At 72.0% G+C, this 19,549-nt stretch carries 16 protein-coding genes; 10 read left to right on the plus strand and 6 right to left on the minus strand.

Annotated elements, in window-relative coordinates; all coding sequences use genetic code 11:
- Positions 1-74: 74 nt before the first annotated feature.
- The 4 genes from msrB to ACFXOZ_RS24995 form a co-directional block, all read right to left on the minus strand.
- Entirely contained in the window at positions 75-485 is a 411-nt protein-coding gene (gene msrB / locus ACFXOZ_RS24980) for a peptide-methionine (R)-S-oxide reductase MsrB (protein ID WP_375888324.1), read from the minus strand.
- Between the two features lie 22 nt (positions 486-507).
- Complete coding sequence (gene murC / locus ACFXOZ_RS24985) at positions 508-1,896, minus strand: UDP-N-acetylmuramate--L-alanine ligase (protein WP_380592771.1); 1,389 nt, start codon at positions 1,894-1,896, stop codon at positions 508-510.
- Between the two features lie 124 nt (positions 1,897-2,020).
- A complete protein-coding gene (locus ACFXOZ_RS24990; RefSeq protein ID WP_380524189.1) occupies positions 2,021-2,482 on the minus strand; it encodes an indole-3-glycerol phosphate synthase in 462 nt (153 codons plus the stop codon).
- Positions 2,483-2,533: 51 nt separating this feature from the next.
- Positions 2,534-3,325 carry a pyrimidine reductase family protein gene (locus tag ACFXOZ_RS24995; RefSeq protein ID WP_375888332.1) on the minus strand — a complete coding sequence of 264 codons (792 nt, stop codon included), beginning with the start codon at positions 3,323-3,325 and terminating at the stop codon, positions 2,534-2,536.
- A 146-nt stretch (positions 3,326-3,471) separates the two neighbouring features.
- Between ACFXOZ_RS24995 and zapE the strand changes: the two genes are divergently transcribed.
- The 4 genes from zapE to ACFXOZ_RS25015 all read left to right on the plus strand — a co-directional run bounded on the left by zapE (position 3,472) and on the right by ACFXOZ_RS25015 (position 8,677).
- Positions 3,472-4,521, plus strand: a complete 1,050-nt coding sequence (zapE, locus tag ACFXOZ_RS25000; RefSeq protein WP_380592773.1) for a cell division protein ZapE — start codon at positions 3,472-3,474, stop codon at positions 4,519-4,521.
- 67 nt (positions 4,522-4,588) lie between these two features.
- Positions 4,589-6,679: an excinuclease ABC subunit UvrB gene (uvrB, locus tag ACFXOZ_RS25005; RefSeq protein WP_380524186.1), complete on the plus strand. Its 2,091-nt coding sequence runs from the start codon at positions 4,589-4,591 to the stop codon at positions 6,677-6,679.
- A 247-nt stretch (positions 6,680-6,926) separates the two neighbouring features.
- Positions 6,927-7,505: a TerD family protein gene (locus ACFXOZ_RS25010; RefSeq protein ID WP_360236073.1), complete on the plus strand. Its 579-nt coding sequence runs from the start codon at positions 6,927-6,929 to the stop codon at positions 7,503-7,505.
- Between the two features lie 191 nt (positions 7,506-7,696).
- A complete protein-coding gene (locus ACFXOZ_RS25015; RefSeq protein WP_375888342.1) occupies positions 7,697-8,677 on the plus strand; it encodes a TerC family protein in 981 nt (326 codons plus the stop codon).
- A 76-nt stretch (positions 8,678-8,753) separates the two neighbouring features.
- Here the strand turns inward: ACFXOZ_RS25015 and ACFXOZ_RS25020 are convergent, their stop codons facing one another.
- Both ACFXOZ_RS25020 and ACFXOZ_RS25025 read right to left on the minus strand, forming a co-directional pair.
- Positions 8,754-9,407 carry an MBL fold metallo-hydrolase gene (locus ACFXOZ_RS25020; protein WP_380524182.1) on the minus strand — a complete coding sequence of 218 codons (654 nt, stop codon included), beginning with the start codon at positions 9,405-9,407 and terminating at the stop codon, positions 8,754-8,756.
- A 57-nt stretch (positions 9,408-9,464) separates the two neighbouring features.
- Entirely contained in the window at positions 9,465-10,199 is a 735-nt protein-coding gene (locus ACFXOZ_RS25025; protein WP_380592757.1) for a maleylpyruvate isomerase family mycothiol-dependent enzyme, read from the minus strand.
- Positions 10,200-10,467: 268 nt separating this feature from the next.
- Between ACFXOZ_RS25025 and uvrA the strand changes: the two genes are divergently transcribed.
- The 6 genes from uvrA (at position 10,468) to whiA (ending at position 19,255) form a co-directional block, all read left to right on the plus strand.
- On the plus strand, positions 10,468-13,464 hold the full coding sequence (gene uvrA / locus ACFXOZ_RS25030) for an excinuclease ABC subunit UvrA (protein WP_380592759.1): 2,997 nt from the start codon (positions 10,468-10,470) through the stop codon (positions 13,462-13,464).
- A 123-nt stretch (positions 13,465-13,587) separates the two neighbouring features.
- Complete coding sequence (locus ACFXOZ_RS25035) at positions 13,588-14,031, plus strand: Rieske (2Fe-2S) protein (RefSeq protein ID WP_375888356.1); 444 nt, start codon at positions 13,588-13,590, stop codon at positions 14,029-14,031.
- A gap of 42 nt (positions 14,032-14,073) precedes the next feature.
- Positions 14,074-16,131 carry an excinuclease ABC subunit UvrC gene (uvrC, locus tag ACFXOZ_RS25040; protein ID WP_375888359.1) on the plus strand — a complete coding sequence of 686 codons (2,058 nt, stop codon included), beginning with the start codon at positions 14,074-14,076 and terminating at the stop codon, positions 16,129-16,131.
- A gap of 118 nt (positions 16,132-16,249) precedes the next feature.
- Positions 16,250-17,134, plus strand: coding sequence for an RNase adapter RapZ (gene rapZ, locus ACFXOZ_RS25045; protein WP_375888361.1), 885 nt, complete (start codon positions 16,250-16,252; stop codon positions 17,132-17,134).
- 64 nt (positions 17,135-17,198) lie between these two features.
- Positions 17,199-18,284: a uridine diphosphate-N-acetylglucosamine-binding protein YvcK gene (yvcK, locus tag ACFXOZ_RS25050; RefSeq protein ID WP_380396336.1), complete on the plus strand. Its 1,086-nt coding sequence runs from the start codon at positions 17,199-17,201 to the stop codon at positions 18,282-18,284.
- Entirely contained in the window at positions 18,275-19,255 is a 981-nt protein-coding gene (gene whiA / locus ACFXOZ_RS25055; RefSeq protein WP_188308910.1) for a DNA-binding protein WhiA, read from the plus strand. Before yvcK ends, whiA begins: the two co-directional genes overlap by 10 nt.
- Positions 19,256-19,549: the final 294 nt, after the last annotated feature.

Consider the following 19,549-nt stretch of genomic DNA (forward strand, 5'->3'; position numbering starts at 1 on the left):
GGGGGGGGGTTCCGCGGCCGGCCCCGGGCGGGGGCCCGGCGCCGGGGGGGGGGCGGCCCCCGGGGCGCCGGCGGTCAGCTCTCCTCGACCGGCCGCAGGGTCAGCGAGATGCTGTTGATGCAGTACCGCTGGTCCGTCGGCGTGCCGTAGCCCTCGCCCTCGAAGACGTGCCCCAGGTGCCCGCCGCACTTGGCGCAGCGCACCTCGACCCGGCGCATGCCGAGCGAGGTGTCCTCGATGTACTCGACCCGGTCCCCGGCCAGCGGCGCGTAGTACGAGGGCCAGCCGCAGTGGCTGTCGAACTTGGTCTCGGAGCTGAACAGCTCCGTCCCGCAGGCCCGGCAGGCGTACACGCCGACCGTCCTGGTGTCGGTGTACTCGCCGACGAAGGGCCGCTCGGTGCCCGCCTCGCGGAGCACGTGGTACTCCTCGGGGCTGAGCTGGGCGCGCCACTCGGCCTCGGACTTCTGGATCTCGTAGCTCATCACGACTCCCGCTCGGCGTACGTCAGACGTTGGAAGCAACGTTCGCGAGGCGCTTGAGAATTTCGGGCCCCAGGTTGGTGACGTCGCCGGCGCCCATGGTGAGCAGCAGGTCGCCCGGGCGGGCCAGGCCGGCCAGCAGGGCGGGGGCGGCGGCGAAGTCGTGCTCGGGGGTGACGTCGGCGCCGGCCCGGCGGGCGGCGTCGAGGATCAGCTCGCTGGTGACCCCGGGGATCGGGTCCTCGCGGGCCGGGTAGATGTCCAGCACCACCGAGGCGTCGGCCAGCGCCAGCGCCCGGCCCATCTCCTCGGCGAGCTGCTGGGTGCGGCTGAACAGGTGCGGCTGGAAGACCACCAGGACGCGGCCGTCGCCCTCCAGGCCCTCCCGGATCGCCTCCAGGTCGGCGGTCATCTCGGTCGGGTGGTGGGCGTAGGAGTCGATCACCTGGACGCCGGCCGCCTCGCCCTTGAGCTGGAGCCGGCGGCGCACGCCGGTGTAGGCGCCGAGCGCCTTGGCGAGGTCGGCGGCCGGGACGCCCAGCGCGACGCCGGCGGCCAGCGCGGCCACCGCGTTGTGGGCGTAGTGCCGGCCGGGCACCGAGACGGTGAAGGTCAGCTCCTCGCCGTCCAGCAGGACGGTGACCTCGCTGGTCATGCCGTGGGCGACCACCGACAGGACGCGCAGGTCGGCGTCCTCGGCGGCGCCGACGGTGACCACGTGGAGGCCCTCGCGGGCGGCCACCCGGGAGGTCAGTTCGCGGGCGCCGTCGTGGTCGGCGGAGACGACCAGGGTGCCGCCGGGGGTGATCCGGCCGACGAAGGTCTCGAAGGACTCGTAGATCTCGTCGATCGAGGCGTAGTTGGCGTGGTGGTCCAGCTCCACGTTGAGCACGATCGCCACCTCGGGCGCGTACTTGTGGAAGCTGCGGTCGCTCTCGTCGGCCTCGGCGACGAAGATCTCGCCGACGCCGTGCCGGGCGTTGGAGCCGGGCGCGTCCAGGTCGCCGCCGATCGCGTAGGACGGTTCCAGGCCCAGCTCGCCGAGGGCGACGGCGAGCATGCTGGTGGTGGTGGTCTTGCCGTGGGTGCCGGCCACCGCCAGCGCCCGGCGGCCGCCCATCAGCGCGGCCAGCGCGTCGGAGCGGTGCACCACCGGGATGCCGCGCTCGCGGGCGGCGACCAGCTCGGGGTTGTCGGCGCGGATCGCGCTGGAGACCACGATGCTGCTGGCGCCGTCCGGCACGTGCTCGGCGGCGTGGCCGACGTGCACGGTGGCGCCGAGGGCGCGCAGCGCGAGGACGGTCTCGGACTCCTTGGAGTCACTGCCGGAGACGCTGGCACCGCGCACCGCGAGGATCTTCGCCAGGCCGGACATCCCGGCGCCGCCGATGCCGATGAAGTGCGGGGCGTGCAGGTCGTGCGCGGCGTCGTTCAAGGCGTGGCTCCGTACGGGCGGGATCTGGTGGGCAGGCGGCCGGGGTGCGAATCGTCCTCGCGGGCGGACCGCAAGGACGATTCTGCACCACCGGCGGGCGGAGTCAGGAGTCGCTGGCGAAGAGCCTGAGCACCGGCACCCCCACCTTGTGGCGGGCCTGGGAGGCCCAGTCGCGGTGGAAGAACTCCTCCACGAAGTGCGGCGAGGTGAGCACCACCACCTCGTCCGCCTCCTGTTCGCGGACCACGGCGCGCAGCCGGTCCAGCGGTTTCTCCTCGACCAGCTCGCCGACCGCCTCGGCCCCGGCCCGGCGCAGGTGGCGCAGGCTGTGCTCCAGCGATTCGCCGGCCACGGTCGGGCCGCCCGCGGACTCGTCGTGCTCGTGCACCACCTTGTCGAGGTGGCCGAGGGCGACGTCGTCGAGCGCCCGCAGCAACTCGTCCTGCTTGCCGCGCGGCTGCATCAGGACGACGAAGGACACCTTCTCGTCGCTGTGGAGCGTGGTGACGAGCTCCACGTCCGCGTCCGAGAGCGCCTTTTCGATCATCAGTACCGTCTTGAACACGTGAGTCCCTTCCAGTGGCCGGCCCCCGGGCCCCGGCATCGCATAACGGGATCACGATCGGGGGGTCACGGGGTCATCCGAACCCAGGTGACGCAGGTAGCGGGTGAAGAGGAATCCTTTCTGCTCGATCAATGAGACCAGCCGCATCCGCTGCACGTCCGGCATTTCCGCATCGCGGACGATGCGCGGCGCGTCGCCGCCGGTGACCAGCGGGGCCAGCGACAGGCACAGCTCGTCCAGCAGTCCCGCCGCCGCCAGCTGCCCCAGCAGGCGGGGGCCGCCCTCGGTCAGCAGCCGCGTCCAGCCCCGCTCCACCAGGGCCGCCACGCCCGCCCGCAGGTCCACCGAGCCCTGCCCGGCGAGCACCAGGTCGGCCACCCCGGCGACCGCCCGGCGGCGCTCCTGCGGGGCGTCCTCGACGGTGATCACCACCGTCCTGACCAGCGGTTCCGTGAACAGCGGCGCGGTGAGGTCGAGGTCCAGCGAGCGGCTCACGATCGCGATCGCCGGGGCCGGGGACTGCCCCGCCGCGGCCCGCGCGGCCGCGAAGTCCGCCCGAGCCCGGGCCGGCCGGTAGCCCTCCGCCCGGACCGTCTCGGCGCCCACCAGCACCACGTCCGACAGCGCCCGCAGCACACCGAAGATCCGCTTGTCGGCGTCCCCGGAGAGGCCCTCGGAGAGGCCGTCGAGCCGCGCACCGCCGTCCAGCCCCGCCACCATGTTGGCCCGCAGCCACGGGCGCCCCCGATTCACCTGGTCGGGGTACGCGTAGACGGCGGCGAGCGATTCCAGGTCGGACGGATCGGCGACCGGAGCGCCCAGCGGGCTGATCAACTGTTGCATGTCCCCAGTCTTCCACCGCGGGGCCGGCCGGGGCCTTGCGCGGGCTCTGTGCGGCCCGACCGGAGCGGGTTCGGAGGGCGCGGGCACCAGGCGTACCCTCTACTAACGTGCCCGCAGCCTCCCGCCCCGCCCCCGCGACCGAGTCGATAGCCGCCGAGAGCCCGGCCGGCGCCCCGATCGCACTCACCGAACGCCGCCCCGTCGTGCCCGCCGAGCGGCTGGTCGCCGAGATGGTCCCGCCGCCCCGGTTCGCCGAGGTGAGCTTCGGGACGTACATCCCGGACCCGAACCAGCCCAGCCAGTACGAGGCCGTCCAGGTCCTGGAGCAGTTCGCGGCCACCCTCGGAGGGGGAAACGGTTCCGCGCCCAAGCGCAGCTGGTTCCGCCGCTCCGCCCCCGCGCCCACCGGCCCGGCGGGGGTCTACCTCGACGGCGGCTACGGCGTCGGCAAGACCCACCTGCTCGCCTCGCTCTGGCACGCCGCCCCCGGCCCCAAGGCCTTCGGCACCTTCGTCGAGCTGACCAACCTGGTCGGCGCGCTCGGCTTCCAGCAGGCCGTCCGGACCCTCTCCGGGCACACCCTGCTCTGCATCGACGAGTTCGAACTGGACGACCCGGGCGACACCGTGCTGGTCTCCACGCTGCTCGGCCGGCTGGTCGAGAACGGCGTCAAGCTGTGCGCCACCTCGAACACCCTGCCGGAGAAGCTCGGCGAGGGCCGCTTCGCCGCCGCCGACTTCCTGCGCGAGATCCAGGGCCTGTCCGCCCACTTCCGCCCGATGCGGATCGACGGCCAGGACTACCGCCACCGCGGCCTGCCCGACGCCCCGCCGCCGTACCCCGACGACACCGTCGAGGCCGTCGCCGCCCGCACCCCCGGCGCCTCGCTGGACGACTTCGACGCCCTGCTCGCCCACCTCTCCGCCGTCCACCCCAGCCGCTACGGCGCGCTGCTGGACGACGTCAGCGCGGTCTGCCTGCGCGGCGTGCACCAGGTCGACGACCAGTCCACCGCGCTGCGCCTGGTCGTCCTCGCCGACCGGATGTACGACCGCGAGCTGCCCGTCACCGCCTCCGGCCTGCCCTTCGACCAGGTCTTCCCGGAGGACATGCTGCGCGGCGGCTACCGCAAGAAGTACCTCCGCGCCGTCTCCCGCCTGGTCGCCCTGGCCCGCGACAGCGAGAAGCTGGGGTGAACGCCCGCCGCCCGGGCGGTTGATCGGAACGGCGTCGGTTGTCGGTGGGGCGCCGTACGGTGGAGGCGTGCGTCCCATCACGAGTATTGAGCGGTCCGTGGCGCCCTTCGAGGTCGTCAGTCCCTTCCAGCCCAACGGTGACCAGCCGGCGGCGATCGCCGACCTGGAACGGCGGATCAGGGCGGGGGAGAAGGACGTCGTCCTGCTCGGCGCCACCGGCACCGGCAAGTCGGCCACCACGGCCTGGATGATCGAGAAGCTGCAGCGCCCCACCCTGGTGATGGCGCCGAACAAGACGTTGGCCGCGCAGCTGGCGAACGAGTTCCGCGAGCTGCTGCCGAACAACGCGGTCGAGTACTTCGTCTCGTACTACGACTACTACCAGCCGGAGGCGTACGTCCCGCAGACGGACACCTACATCGAGAAGGACTCCTCGATCAACGAGGAGGTCGAGCGGCTGCGGCACTCGGCGACCAACTCGCTGCTCACCCGTCGCGACGTGATCGTGGTCGCCTCGGTCTCCTGCATCTACGGCCTCGGCACCCCGCAGGAGTACGTGGACCGGATGGTCCCGCTCAAGGTCGGCCAGGAGATCGACCGCGACGTGCTGCTGCGCCGCTTCGTCGACATCCAGTACGCCCGCAACGACGTGGCCTTCACCCGCGGCACCTTCCGGGTCCGCGGCGACACCATCGAGATCTTCCCGGTCTACGAGGAGCTCGCCGTCCGGATCGAGATGTTCGGCGACGAGATCGAGTCGCTGTACACCCTGCACCCGCTCACCGGCGAGATCATCAGCCAGGACGAGCAGATCTACGTCTTCCCCGCCTCGCACTACGTGGCCGGCCCCGAGCGGATGGAGCGGGCGGTCACCGGCATCGAGCAGGAGCTGGAGCAGACGCTCGGCAGGCTGGAGAAGCAGGGCAAGCTGCTGGAGGCCCAGCGGCTGCGCATGCGCACCACCTACGACATCGAGATGCTGCGTCAGATCGGCACCTGCTCGGGCGTCGAGAACTACTCGATGCACTTCGACGGCCGCGAGCCCGGTTCCCCGCCGAACACCCTGCTGGACTACTTCCCGGAGGACTTCCTCCTGGTCATCGACGAGTCGCACGTCACCGTCCCGCAGATCGGCGCGATGTACGAGGGCGACGCCTCGCGCAAGCGCACGCTGGTCGAGCACGGGTTCCGGCTGCCCTCGGCGATGGACAACCGCCCGCTCAAGTGGGAGGAGTTCCTGGGGCGGATCGGCCAGACGGTGTACCTGTCGGCGACGCCCGGCGCGTACGAGCTGTCGCGCGGCGACGGCCAGGTCGAGCAGATCATCCGCCCGACCGGCCTGATCGACCCCGAGGTGATCGTCAAGCCGACCGAGGGCCAGATCGACGACCTGGTGCACGAGGTCCGCAAGCGGGTCGAGAGGAACGAGCGCGTCCTGGTCACCACGCTGACCAAGAAGATGGCCGAGGACCTCACCGACTACATGCTGGGCCTGGACATCCGGGTCCGGTACCTGCACAGCGACGTGGACACCCTGCGCCGGGTGGAGCTGCTGCGCGAGCTGCGGGCGGGCCGGTACGACGTGCTGGTCGGCATCAACCTGCTGCGCGAGGGCCTGGACCTGCCCGAGGTGTCGCTGGTGGCGATCCTGGACGCGGACAAGGAGGGCTTCCTGCGCTCGGGCACCTCGCTCATCCAGACGATCGGCCGCGCGGCCCGCAACGTCTCCGGCCAGGTGCACATGTACGCGGACCGGATCACCCCGTCGATGGAGAAGGCGATCGACGAGACCAACCGGCGCCGGGCCGTGCAGCAGGCCTACAACAAGGAGCACGGGATCGACCCGCAGCCGCTGCGGAAGAAGATCGGCGACATCCTGGACACCCTCGCCCGCGAGGACGTGGACACCGACGAGCTGCTCTCCAGCGGCTACCGGGGCCAGGGCAAGGGCAAGGCCCCGGTGCCGGCGCTGGGCGCGGAGCGCAAGCCGGCCAAGTCGCTGCCGGCCGCCGAGCTGGCGGAGCTGATCCAGGAGATGACGGACCGGATGCACACGGCCGCCGCGGACCTCCAGTTCGAGGTCGCGGCGCGGCTGCGCGACGAGGTCAAGGAGTTGAAGAAGGAGCTGCGGCAGATGCGCGAGGCCGGTGTGGCCTGAGGCCCGCCGTGCGGGGCTTGGCCGGTTCGGCACCGGTCAAGCCCCGCGGTGTCTCATCCTTGCCACAAACCGGGTAACCCGGAGGAGTCGCGGGTGCCGCAGGCCCTAGGCTGGCCTGCGGCATCGCGCCTCCGGGACGGGGTCGCGGGCCGGTAGCAGAGGGGGCCTCAGCCGGGGGACGGCGACGGGGTGTTCCACCGGGGAGCCGTGCGGCAGCGACCGTGCGGCCGGCAGAGAGGACAACGTCGTGTCGGTGAACCTTGCCAAGGGGCAGCGGGTCAGCCTCCAGAAGGGGGCGGGCGCCGCCCTGACCGTGGTGCGGATGGGGCTGGGCTGGCAGGCCGCGCCCAAGCGGGGCCTGTTCGGCAGTCGGACCAGGAAGATCGACCTGGATGCCTCGGCCCTGCTGTACGCCGAGCGGACCCCGTCCGACGTGGTGTTCTTCCAGCACCTGGAGTCCACCGACGGCTCGGTGCGACACACCGGGGACAACCTGGAGGGCGGCTCCGGGGACGAGGACGACGAGGCGATCCTGGTCGACCTGCTGCACGTGCCGCCGCACATCACCCAGGTGGTGTTCACGGTCAGCTCGTACACCGGGCAGACCTTCGCCGAGGTGAGCCAGGCGCACTGCCGGCTGGTGGACGAGGCGACCGGGGTGGAGCTGGCCCGGTACGAGCTGGCGGGCGGCGGGCCGCACACCGGGCAGATCATGGCGAAGGTGGTCCGGGACGGCAACGGCGGCTGGGAGATGCAGGCGATCGGCGCCCCGGCGAAGGGGCGGACCTTCCAGGACCTGCTGCCGGCGATCGAGCCGTTCCTCTGACGGTTCTTTACCTTCTTTACCTTTCCTTGCCCGTCCTGTTACTCTCGATGGCAGCGGAGGGGAGTATTCCTCGACAGCCGACCCCGTCATCACGGATGCCCGTCGCGGCATCCCGGGGCGCTGGCCCGACGGGCGGAAGAGACCTCCGGCAGTGACGATGACTGTCTCGCCTACCTGCCGGAGGAGCAGTAGTGGACGTTTCCGTAACCATGTGGGTCACCACGATCGGTGTGCTGATCGCACTGATCGTGGCGGACTTCTTCATCGGGGGGCGCAAGCCGCACGAGGTCTCGATCAAGGAGGCCGGGATCTGGACGGCCGTCTGGGTCGTGCTGGCGCTGCTCTTCGGCGGTTTCCTCTGGTGGCACTCCGGGGCGCAGCCGGCCGGTGAGTTCTTCGCCGGGTACATCACCGAGAAGTCGCTCAGTGTCGACAACCTCTTCGTGTTCATCCTGATCATGGGCAAGTTCGCGGTGCCCAGGATCTACCAGCAGCGCGTGCTGATGTTCGGCGTGATCATCGCGCTGGTGCTGCGGGCGGTGTTCATCGCCGGCGGTGCGGCGCTGGTGACCCAGTTCTCCTGGGTGTTCTTCATCTTCGGCGCCTTCCTGATCTGGACGGCCTGGAAGCTGATCAAGGAGGCCCGGGCCGACGAGGAGGACGAGGAGTTCGAGGAGAACCGGCTGCTCAAGTCGATCACCCGGCGCTTCCCGTCCACCGACGACTACCGCGGCACCAAGCTGTTCGTCCGGGAGAACGGCCGCCGGCTGATCACCCCGATGCTGATCGTGATGCTGGCGATCGGCACCACGGACGTGCTGTTCGCGCTGGACTCGATCCCGGCCATCTTCGGCCTCACCCAGGACCCGTACGTGGTCTTCACCGCCAACGCCTTCGCCCTGATGGGGCTGCGCCAGCTGTACTTCCTGATCGGCGGGCTGCTCAAGAAGCTGGTCCACCTGAGCTACGGCCTGTCGGTGATCCTCGGCTTCATCGGCGTGAAGCTGGTGCTGCACGCCGCCCACGAGGCCGGTGCGAACGTCCCGGAGATCGGCATCCCGTTCTCGCTGGGCTTCATCGTCGTGGTGCTGGCCGTGACCACCGTGACCAGCCTGATGGCCTCGAAGAAGGCCGAGCAGGCCGAGCGGGAGTCCGAGAAGCTGGACGCCTGACCCCGCCCGGGCGGCAACGCGGAGGGGCCCCGCGACGCGCACTGCGTCGCGGGGTCCCTCCGCGTCCGGGGGCGGGCTACCAGCCGCGCTCGCGCCACTCGGCGAGGTGCGGGCGCTCCGCGCCGAGGGTGGTGTCGTTGCCGTGGCCGGGGTAGACCCAGGCCTCGTCGGGCAGGACGTCGAAGACCTTCTCGTTGACGTCCCGGAAGAGGCTGTCGAAGGCCGCCGGGTCGCCCCAGGTGTTGCCGACGCCGCCCGGGAAGAGGCAGTCGCCGGTGAACACGTGCGGGTGGCCCTGGGGGTCGTCGTAGACCAGCACGATCGCGCCCGGGGTGTGCCCGACCAGGTGCCGGACGGTCAGCCCGACCTCGCCGACCCGCAGGGTGTCGCCGTCCGCGAGCCGCAGCCCGGTCGGCACGTCGATGCCCTCGGCGTCGTGCTCCCCGGCGGCGGTGCGGGCGCCGGTGGCGGCGACCACCTCGGCCAGCGCCCCCCAGTGGTCCTGGTGCCGGTGGGTGGTGACGACGGTCGCCAGGGCGTCCCCGACCGTCTCCAGCAGCACCGGGGCGTCGGCGGCCGCGTCGATCAGCAGCTGCTCGTCGGTGGCCCGGCAGCGCAGCAGGTACGCGTTGTTGTCGTACGGGCCCACGGCCACCTTGCTGATGATCAGGTGGGCCAGCTCGCGCACGTCCGGCGGCCCGCCGACCTTGACCGCTCCGTGGTACGTCATCCGTCCGCTCCTCGTCAGGGTCCGACTGAAACTGGGTTCGGGATCATCCTCGCGCCCTCAGCCCAGCGGGGGAAGCGGGGGGAGGGCGGTGTCGGGGGTGCGGGGCAGGTCGGTGCCGGCGGAGCGGCCGGAGAGCCAGGCGAGCAGGGCGCGGACGGGACCGCGGACGGTGAGGGCGGCGCCGCCGGTGCCGATCAGGCCCTTGTCCCCGGTGTCCTCGGCGACCAGCTCGACGGCGGGCAGGTCGGCGCCGGCCAGCCTGGTGGCGAGCTTGCGGAACTCGGTGACGGCGAAGACCTCCGGCCAGTGGGCGGGGGTGTAGCCGCCGTCCAGGTCGACCAGGTGGTACTCCAGCTCGCCGAGGCGCTTCCAGACGAGGTCGCAGGCCGGGAAGACCGCGCCCGAGCGGTGGCGCACCTCGGCGGCCCAGTCCTCGGGGGTCATCAGCGCGACGGCCGCCAGGAAGTGCTCGTGGGACTCGCGCAGGTCGGCGAGCTGGGCCTCCAGCGGGCGGGCGGCGCCCTCCTGGATGCCGTCCTCGCGGGCCTGCTCGTTCGCGTACTGGGGGATGTCGGTGCCGGTGCGGGCACCGGTCAGCAGGTTGACCAGGGAGTCGGCGTTGCGGGCGACGTGGGCGAGTACGTGGCCGCGGGTCCAGCCGGGGAGTGCAGAGGGCTCGGCGAGGGCCTCGGGCGCCAGCCCGGCGACGGTCTCCAGCAGGGCCCGGGTGCCGTCCTCCACCAGGGCCAGGTGCTCGGCGGCGATCGCGGCTGCGGACTGCGGGTCGGTCATCGGATCTGCCTTCTGTACGGGGCGGTGCGTTGCCCGGAGGGGGCTTCGCTCGTTGACCAGCCGACGCTACCGCCCGGTTCCCGGTCCTGAGCAGGGGTTTTTCGGTCCGGGTACGGACGGTCCGGCGGGCGCTGTCACTCGTTCGGGTGGACTCCACTGGACGAAGTCGAGATTCGAACGTCTGAGCTATAGGCTGGCTGCCGCATCCTGGAAGAAGAACACCCCACACACCGCAAGCCCTCTCGTCCGGAGAAAGGCGCCAGAAGCAGTGGCCGACCGCCTCATCGTCCGCGGTGCTCGCGAGCACAACCTCAAGAACGTCTCGCTCGACCTGCCCCGCGACTCCCTCATCGTCTTCACGGGCCTCTCCGGCTCCGGCAAGTCCTCGCTCGCCTTCGACACGATCTTCGCCGAGGGCCAGCGCCGCTACGTCGAGTCGCTGTCCTCCTACGCCCGGCAGTTCCTCGGGCAGATGGACAAGCCCGACGTCGACTTCATCGAAGGCCTCTCCCCGGCCGTCTCGATCGACCAGAAGTCCACCAACCGCAACCCCCGTTCGACCGTCGGCACCATCACCGAGGTCTACGACTACCTGCGCCTGCTGTTCGCCCGGATCGGCAAGCCGCACTGCCCGCACTGCGGCCGCCCGATCGCCAAGCAGTCGCCGCAGGCGATCGTCGACAAGGTGCTGGAGCTCGCCGAGGGCACCCGGTTCCAGGTGCTCAGCCCGGTGGTGCGCGAGCGCAAGGGCGAGTTCGTCGACCTCTTCGCCGACCTCCAGTCCAAGGGCTACTCGCGCGCCCGGGTCGACGGCGAGACGGTCCAGCTCGCCGAGCCGCCGAAGCTCAAGAAGCAGGAGAAGCACACCGTCGAGGTGGTCGTCGACCGCCTGACCGTCAAGGAGAGCGCCAAGCGGCGGCTCACCGACTCGGTGGAGACGGCCCTGCGGCTGTCCGGCGGCATGGTCGTGCTCGACTTCGTCGACCTCCCCGAGGGCGACCCGGAGCGCGAGCGGATGTACTCCGAGCACCTCTACTGCCCGTACGACGACGTGTCGTTCGAGGAGCTGGAGCCGCGCTCGTTCTCCTTCAACTCGCCGTTCGGCGCCTGCCCGGACTGCTCGGGCCTGGGCAACCGGATGGAGGTCGACCCGGAGCTGGTCGTGCCGGACGTCGAGCGCTCGCTCGACGAGGGCGCGATCCACCCGTGGTCGGCCGGGCACGCCAAGGAGTACTTCCAGCGCCTGATCGACGCGCTGGCCGGGGAGCTCGGCTTCCGCACCGACATCCCCTGGGCCGGGCTGCCCGCCCGCGCCAAGAAGGCGCTGATGTACGGGCACAAGCACCAGGTGGAGGTGCGCTACCGCAACCGCTTCGGCCGCGAGCGCTCGTACAGCACCGGCTTCGAGGGCGCCGTCCCGTTCATCCAGCGCCGGCACACCGAGGCGGAGAGCGACAGCAGCCGCGAGCGCTTCGAGGGCTACATGCGCGAGGTGCCCTGCCCGACCTGCCAGGGCACCCGGCTCAAGCCGGTGGTGCTCGCGGTCACCGTCGAGGACAGGTCGATCGCCGACGTCTCCTCGATGTCGATCAGCGACTGCGCCGAGTTCCTGGGCGCGATGAGGCTCAACGACCGGGACAAGCAGATCGCCGAGCGGGTCCTCAAGGAGGTCAACGAGCGGCTGCGCTTCCTGGTCGACGTCGGCCTGGACTACCTCTCGCTGGACCGCGCGGCCGGCACCCTGTCCGGCGGCGAGGCCCAGCGCATCCGGCTGGCCACCCAGATCGGCTCCGGCCTGGTCGGCGTGCTGTACGTGCTGGACGAGCCGTCCATCGGCCTGCACCAGCGCGACAACCACCGGCTGATCGAGACGCTGGTGCGGCTGCGCGACATCGGCAACACCCTGATCGTGGTCGAGCACGACGAGGACACCATCAAGACCGCGGACTGGGTGGTGGACATCGGCCCGGGCGCCGGTGAGCACGGCGGCAAGGTGGTGCACTCCGGCGCGTTGAAGGGGCTGCTGGCCAACGAGGAGTCGCTGACCGGGCAGTACCTCTCCGGCAAGAGGTCCATCCCGATCCCGGCGGCCCGCCGCGAGCGGGACAAGAAGCGCCAGCTGACGGTGCACGGCGCCCGCGAGCACAACCTCAAGGACGTCACGGTCGGCTTCCCGCTCGGCACCTTCACGGCGATCACCGGCGTCTCCGGCTCCGGCAAGTCGACGCTGGTCAACGACATCCTCTACACCCACCTCGCCCGGGAGCTGAACGGCGCCCGCAGCGTGCCCGGCCGGCACACCCGGATCACCGGCACCGACCTGGTGGACAAGGTGGTGCACGTCGACCAGTCGCCGATCGGCCGCACCCCGCGCTCCAACCCGGCCACCTACACCGGGGTGTTCGACCACGTCCGCCGGCTCTTCGCGGAGACCCAGGAGGCCAAGGTCCGGGGCTACCTGCCCGGCCGGTTCTCCTTCAACGTCAAGGGCGGCCGCTGCGAGAACTGCACCGGCGACGGCACCATCAAGATCGAGATGAACTTCCTGCCGGACGTCTACGTCCCGTGCGAGGTGTGCCACGGCGCCCGGTACAACCGGGAGACGCTGGAGGTGCACTACAAGGGCAAGTCCATCGCCGAGGTGCTGGACATGCCGATCGAGGAGGGGCTGGCCTTCTTCGAGGCCGTCCCGGCGATCGCCCGCCACCTGCGGACGCTCAACGACGTCGGCCTCGGCTACGTCCGGCTCGGCCAGTCCGCGCCGACGCTCTCCGGTGGCGAGGCGCAGCGCGTCAAGCTCGCCTCCGAGCTGCAGAAGCGCTCCACCGGGCGGACGGTCTACGTGCTGGACGAGCCCACCACCGGCCTGCACTTCGAGGACATCAGCAAGCTGATCAAGGTGCTCAGCGGGCTGGTGGACAAGGGCAACACGGTGATCGTGATCGAGCACAACCTCGATGTGATCAAGACCGCCGACTGGGTCGTGGACATGGGCCCCGAGGGCGGTTCCGGCGGCGGCACGGTGGTCGCCGAGGGCACCCCGGAGCAGATCGCGGCCTTCCCGGAGAGCCACACCGGCAAGTTCCTGCGGGACATCCTGCCGGGCGACTTCGCCGACGCCCCGGTCCCGGCGCCCGCCAGGAAGGCGCCCGCGAAGAAGGCAGCCGCCAAGAAGGCGGCCGCCGCGACGGCCGCCAAGGCCCCGGCGGCCAAGGCGGCCGTCAAGAAGGCCCCGGGCAAGCGGGCCGCCGCGGCCAAGAAGTAGCTCCTGCCCGCCCTGCCGCTCCCGGACGTCCCGCCGCCCCCGGACATCCCGGGAGCGGCGGGGCGGGTGCGGCATAGACTTCCGTGGTCCCTCGCAGCAGCAGCACACCGTAGGAGCGCACCGATGTCCGAGGCCCCCGAGACCAGCCCCGCCACCTCCCGGCGCACCCTGCTCTGCGGAGCCGCGGCCGTGCTGGCGGCCGGCGGCACCGTGGCGGTCACCGGCTGCGGCTCGTCCGCCGGCTCCTCGGACACCGGCGGCGCCGCCAAGGGCCCGGTGGACCTCGGCCCCGCCTCGGCCGTCCCGGAGGGCGGCGGCAAGGTCTTCCGCGAGCAGAAGATCGTCGTCACCCAGCCGACCGCCGGCCAGTACAAGGCGTTCAGCGCCAAGTGCACCCACGCCGGCTGCGTCGTGGACCAGGTCAAGAACCAGCAGATCCAGTGCCCCTGCCACGGCAGCCGGTTCGCCATCGCCGACGGCGCGGTGCAGGACGGCCCGGCCCCCAGCCCGCTGCCCTCCTACGCCGTCACGGTCGAGGGCGGGAACCTCAAGGTCACTCCGAGCTGAAGCAGTTGATCGACGTGCAGCCGAACTCGGTACGGTGGACCCATGGCTGACCCGAGCACCTACCGCCCGGCGCCGGGCGCGATCCCGACCTCCCCGGGCGTCTACAAGTTCCGTGACGCCCACGGCCGGGTCATCTACGTCGGCAAGGCCAAGAGCCTGCGGCCGCGGCTGTCGTCCTACTTCCAGGACCTCGCCGGCCTGCACCCGCGCACCGCGACCATGGTCACCACCGCCGCCTCGGTGGAGTGGACCGTGGTCGCCACCGAGGTCGAGGCGCTCCAGTTGGAGTACTCCTGGATCAAGGAGTTCGACCCCCGGTTCAACGTCAAGTACCGCGACGACAAGAGCTATCCGGAGCTCGCCGTCACCCTCAACGAGGAGTACCCGCGGGTCCAGGTGATGCGCGGGGCGCACAAGAAGGGCGTGCGCTACTTCGGCCCCTACGGGCACGCCTGGGCCATCCGCGAGACCGTCGACCTGCTGCTGCGCGTCTTCCCCGTCCGCACCTGCTCCAACGGCGTGTTCAAGCGCGCCCGGCAGGTCGGCCGCCCCTGCCTGCTCGGCTACATCGGCAAGTGCGCCGCGCCCTGCGTCGGCAAGGTCTCCGCGGACGAACACCGGGCGCTGGCCGAGGACTTCTGCGACTTCATGGCCGGGCGCACCGGCAACTACCTGCGCCGGCTGGAAGAGCAGATGCAGGAGGCCGCGGTCGAGATGGAGTACGAGAAGGCGGCCCGGCTGCGGGACGACATCGGCGCCCTCAAGCGCGCGATGGAGAAGAACGCCATCGTGCTCGCCGACGCCACCGACGCCGACCTGCTGGCCGTGGCCGAGGACGAACTGGAGGCCGCCGTCCAGATCTTCCACGTCCGCGGCGGCCGGGTGCGCGGCCAGCGCGGCTGGGTCACCGACAAGGTCGAGGACGTGGACACCGCCGGCCTGGTGGAGCACGCCCTCCAGCAGCTCTACGGCGGCGCCGGCCCGGACGAGCGCAACGAGTCCGTCCCGCGCGAGGTGCTCGTCCCCGCCCTGCCCGAACCGGCCGCCCCCGTCCGGGAATGGCTCAGCGGACTGCGCGGCAGCCAGGTCGACCTGCGGATCCCGCAGCGCGGCGACAAGAAGGACCTGATGGCCACCGTGCAGCGCAACGCCCAGCACGCGCTGGCCCTGCACAAGACCAAGCGCGCCTCCGACCTCACCACCCGCAGCCGCGCCCTCCAGGAGATCGCCGACGCGCTGGAACTGGACTCCGTCCCGCTGCGGATCGAGTGCTACGACATCTCCCACCTCCAGGGCGAGGACGTGGTCGCCTCCATGGTCGTCTTCGAGGACGGCCTGGCCCGCAAGAGCGAGTACCGGCGCTTCCAGATCAAGGGCTTCGAGGGCCAGGACGACGTCCGCTCGATGCACGAGGTGATCAGCCGCCGCTTCCGCCGCTACCTCCAGGAGCGCGAGCAGACCGGCGAGTGGGCCGTCCCGGAGGAGCCCGACGAGGACCAGCCGGGCGACGGACCGCGCACCGAGGACGGCCGCCCCAAGCGCTTCGCCTACCCGCCGCAGCTGCTGGTGGTCGACGGCGGACAGCCCCAGGTCGCCGCCGCCCAGCGGGCGCTGGAGGAACTCGGCATCGACGACGTCGCGCTGTGCGGCCTCGCCAAGCGCCTGGAGGAGGTCTGGCTGCCCGGCGAGGACGACCCGGTCGTGCTGCCCCGCTCCAGCGAGGGCCTCTACCTGCTCCAGCGGGTCCGCGACGAGGCCCACCGCTTCGCGATCGGCTACCAGCGCGCCAAGCGTTCCAAGCGACTCACCGCCGGGGAACTGGACTCCGTCCCGGGCCTCGGCGAGACTCGCCGCCAGGCGCTGCTCAAGCACTTCGGCTCGCTGAAGAGGCTCCGGGCCGCCACCGTCGACGAACTCTGCGCGGTACCCGGCATCGGGCGCCGCACCGCGGAAACTGTTGCGGCGGCGTTGTCGTCCCGTACACCCGCCGCACCCGCGGTCAACACCGCGACCGGCGAGATCATCGAGGACGGGGCCGACGAGGCCGCCGAGCCGGTGGCCGCAGCACCCCAGACCGCACCATCCCAGGAGACGCCATGACGGCCGACGCCGCCCGTCTGTCGGCGCGCCCCGACCCCGCCGGACTGTCCGGGACGGGGAAGGGCGGCCGTGCCGTGCGCGTTCTCCCCAGCAGAAAGACCGAGAGCGGGGAACCGAAGTGACCGTGTCAGACGTGGCCGAGAACGCACCGGAGCTGGTGATCATCTCCGGCATGTCCGGAGCCGGCCGCTCCACCGCCGCGAAGTGCCTGGAGGACCTGGGCTGGTTCGTGGTGGACAACCTGCCGCCGGCCCTGATCCCGACCATGGTCGACCTGGGCGCCCGTTCCCAGGGCAACGTCGCCCGGATCGGCGTCGTCGTGGACGTCCGCGGCCGCCAGTTCTTCGACGACCTGCTGACCTCGCTGGACGAGCTGGAGAAGCGCGGCGTCCGGCTCCGGGTGGTCTTCCTGGACTCCTCCGACGACGCACTGGTCCGCCGCTTCGAGAGCGTGCGCCGCCCGCACCCGCTGCAGGCCGACGGCCGGATCGTGGACGGCATCGCCCAGGAGCGCGACCTGCTGCGCGACCTGCGCGGCGAGGCCGACCTGGTGATCGACACCTCCAACCTCAACGTGCACCAGCTGCGCGCCAAGCTGGACGCCCAGTTCGCCGACCACGACGAGCCCGAGCTGCGCGCCACCGTGATGTCCTTCGGCTTCAAGTACGGCCTGCCGGTCGACGCCGACCTGGTGGTGGACTGCCGCTTCCTGCCGAACCCGCACTGGGTGCCCGAGCTGCGGGCCCGTACCGGCACCGACTCGGACGTCGCCGACTACGTGTTCCAGCAACCCGGCGCCAACGAGTTCCTGAACGGCTACGCCGAGCTGCTGCGCATCGTCACCGAGGGTTACCGCAGGGAGGGGAAGCGCTACATGACGCTTGCCGTAGGCTGCACCGGTGGCAAGCACCGTAGCGTCGCCATGTCCGAGCGTCTGACCAAGCGTCTCATCGCCGACGGAGTCGAGACGGTGCTCGTCCACCGTGACATGGGTCGGGAGTAACCGCCGCCTTCCCTGCCGGGCCGCCGGCGGAGCCGGTGGCGGGGCCGAGGAACGCGAGGTGATTGTGGCGGGATACGTGCCCGGGCGACAGCTGCAGAGCAGGACCGCGGAGCGGGCGGCCGGCCCGTCGCCGGGTCGGCCGCGGAGCAGTCCCGCCCGGGCCAATCCGGCCCCCCGGATCACGGCGCTCGGCGGCGGGCAGGGCCTGTCCGCGTCGCTGTCCGCGCTGCGCCGGCTCACCAGCGACCTCACGGCGGTGGTCACCGTCGCCGACGACGGCGGCTCCAGCGGGCGGCTGCGCGAGGAGCTGGGGGTGCTGCCGCCCGGCGACCTGCGCAAGGCGCTGGCCGCGCTGTGCGGGGACGACGACTGGGGCCGCACCTGGTCCGAGGTGATCCAGCAGCGCTTCACCGGCAACGGCGAGCTGGGCGGCCACGCCGTCGGCAACCTGCTGATCGTGGCGCTGTGGGAGAAGCTCGGCGACCCGGTCGCGGCGCTGGACTGGGTCGGCCGGCTGCTGAACGTCCAGGGCCGGGTGCTGCCGATGTCGGCGGTGCCGCTGGACATCGAGGCCACCGTGCGCGGCCACGACCCGGCCCGCCCGGCCGAGCTCACCGCCGTCCGCGGCCAGGCCGACGTGGCCGTCACCCCCGGCACCGTGCAGTCGATCCGGCTGCTGCCGGACGGGCCGCCGGCCGTCCCGGAGGCCGTCACGGCGGTCCGGGAGGCGGACTGGGTGGTGCTCGGCCCCGGCTCCTGGTTCACCAGCGTGCTGCCGCACCTGCTGGTGCCCGAGCTGGCCAAGGCGCTGGTGGAGACCCGCGCCCGCCGCCTGCTCACCCTGAACCTGGCCCCGCAGCCCGGGGAGACCGAGGGCTTCACCCCGCAGCGCCACCTGGAGGTCATCGCCGACCACGCTCCCGACCTCGCGGTGGATGCGATCCTGGTGGACGAGCGCGCCGTCACGGGCGGCGCCTTCGGCCAGGCGGACCTGGCCGGACTGGAGAAGGCCGCCGAGCGGATGGGTGCCGCACTGGTGCTCGGCACGGTGGCCCGCACCGACGGCACCCCGCGACACGACCCGGAGCTGTTGGCAGCCGCGTACGACCGGATTTTCCGGACACATGGAAGGATCGGGCCATGGCGATGACTCCAGCGGTGAAGGACGAGATCAGCCGGCTCCCGGTCACCCGGGCCTGCTGTCGCAAGGCTGAGGTGTCGGCGATCCTGCGGTTCGCGGGCGGGCTGCACATCGTGAGCGGCCGCATCGTGATCGAGGCGGAGCTGGACACCGGCGCGGCGGCGCGGCGGCTGCGCAAGGACCTGCTGGAGATCTTCGGGCACTCCTCCGACCTCGTGGTGATGGCGCCCGGCGGCCTGCGGCGCGGCAGCCGCTTCGTCGTCCGGGTGGTCAAGGACGGCGAGCTGCTCGCGCGCCAGACCGGGCTGGTGGACGGCCGCGGCCGGCCGATCCGGGGCCTGCCCCCGGCAGTCGTCTCCGGGGCCACCTGCGACGCCGAGGCCGCCTGGCGCGGGGCCTTCCTGGCGCACGGCTCGCTCACCGAGCCGGGCCGCTCCTCCTCGCTGGAGATCACCTGCCCCGGCTCGGAGGCGGCGCTGGCCCTGGTCGGCGCGGCCCGCCGGCTCGGCATCCCGGCCAAGGCCCGCGAGGTGCGCGGGGTGGACCGGGTGGTCATCCGCGACGGTGACGCGATCGGCGCGCTGCTGACCCGGCTGGGGGCGCACGAGTCGGTGCTCGCCTGGGAGGAGCGCCGGATGCGGCGCGAGGTCCGGGCCACCGCGAACCGGCTCGCCAACTTCGACGACGCCAACCTGCGCCGCTCGGCCCGCGCCGCGGTGGCGGCCGGCGCCCGGGTGCAGCGCGCGCTGGAGATCCTCGGCGAGGAGGTGCCCGAGCACCTGGCGGCGGCCGGCCAGCTGCGGATGCAGCACAAGCAGGCCTCGCTGGAGGAGCTGGGCGCGCTCGCCGACCCGCCGCTGACCAAGGACGCGGTGGCCGGCCGGATCCGCCGCCTGCTGGCGATGGCCGACAAGCGGGCGGCCGAGCTGGGCCTGCCGAGCACCGAGGCCAACCTGACCGACGAGATGGCGCTCAACTGATCGTTCGCGGTCGATGACCGGACCGCCCCGAGTCGAAGGGGCGCGCCGGTGCCGAAAGGGAGAAGCGAGCGAGGGAGAGCCGACCGTCGGCGCCGGGTCAGAGCGCCCCGGAGGCGAGCGGGCGAGTAGCAGCGGCCGGTGTCCGGATTCCGGGCACCGGCCGTCGTCGTGTCCGGGGTCGGACGGGGGTCGGACGGGGATCCGAAATTGGTCAAGACCACTTGACCAGGACCAACGGCCCGGAGGGGCAAGGACGGAGGGCCCCGGAACGCGCCACGCCACGTCTTGCCAGGT

This window comes from Kitasatospora sp. NPDC059160, assembly GCF_042755465.1.
Lineage (GTDB): Bacteria > Actinomycetota > Actinomycetes > Streptomycetales > Streptomycetaceae > Kitasatospora.

Excerpts from the sequence above, each read along its gene's own strand:
- msrB (WP_375888324.1), bottom strand. The coding sequence starts at position 485 with ATGAGCTACGAGATCCAGAAGTCCGAGGCCGAGTGGCGCGCCCAGCTC.
- ACFXOZ_RS25025 (WP_380592757.1), bottom strand. The coding sequence starts at position 10,199 with ATGACCGACCCGCAGTCCGCAGCCGCGATCGCCGCCGAGCACCTGGCC.
- ACFXOZ_RS25035 (WP_375888356.1), top strand. The coding sequence starts at position 13,588 with ATGTCCGAGGCCCCCGAGACCAGCCCCGCCACCTCCCGGCGCACCCTG.
- ACFXOZ_RS24995 (WP_375888332.1), bottom strand. The coding sequence starts at position 3,325 with ATGCAACAGTTGATCAGCCCGCTGGGCGCTCCGGTCGCCGATCCGTCC.
- whiA (WP_188308910.1), top strand. The coding sequence starts at position 18,275 with ATGGCGATGACTCCAGCGGTGAAGGACGAGATCAGCCGGCTCCCGGTC.
- ACFXOZ_RS25020 (WP_380524182.1), bottom strand. The coding sequence starts at position 9,407 with ATGACGTACCACGGAGCGGTCAAGGTCGGCGGGCCGCCGGACGTGCGC.
- uvrC (WP_375888359.1), top strand. The coding sequence starts at position 14,074 with ATGGCTGACCCGAGCACCTACCGCCCGGCGCCGGGCGCGATCCCGACC.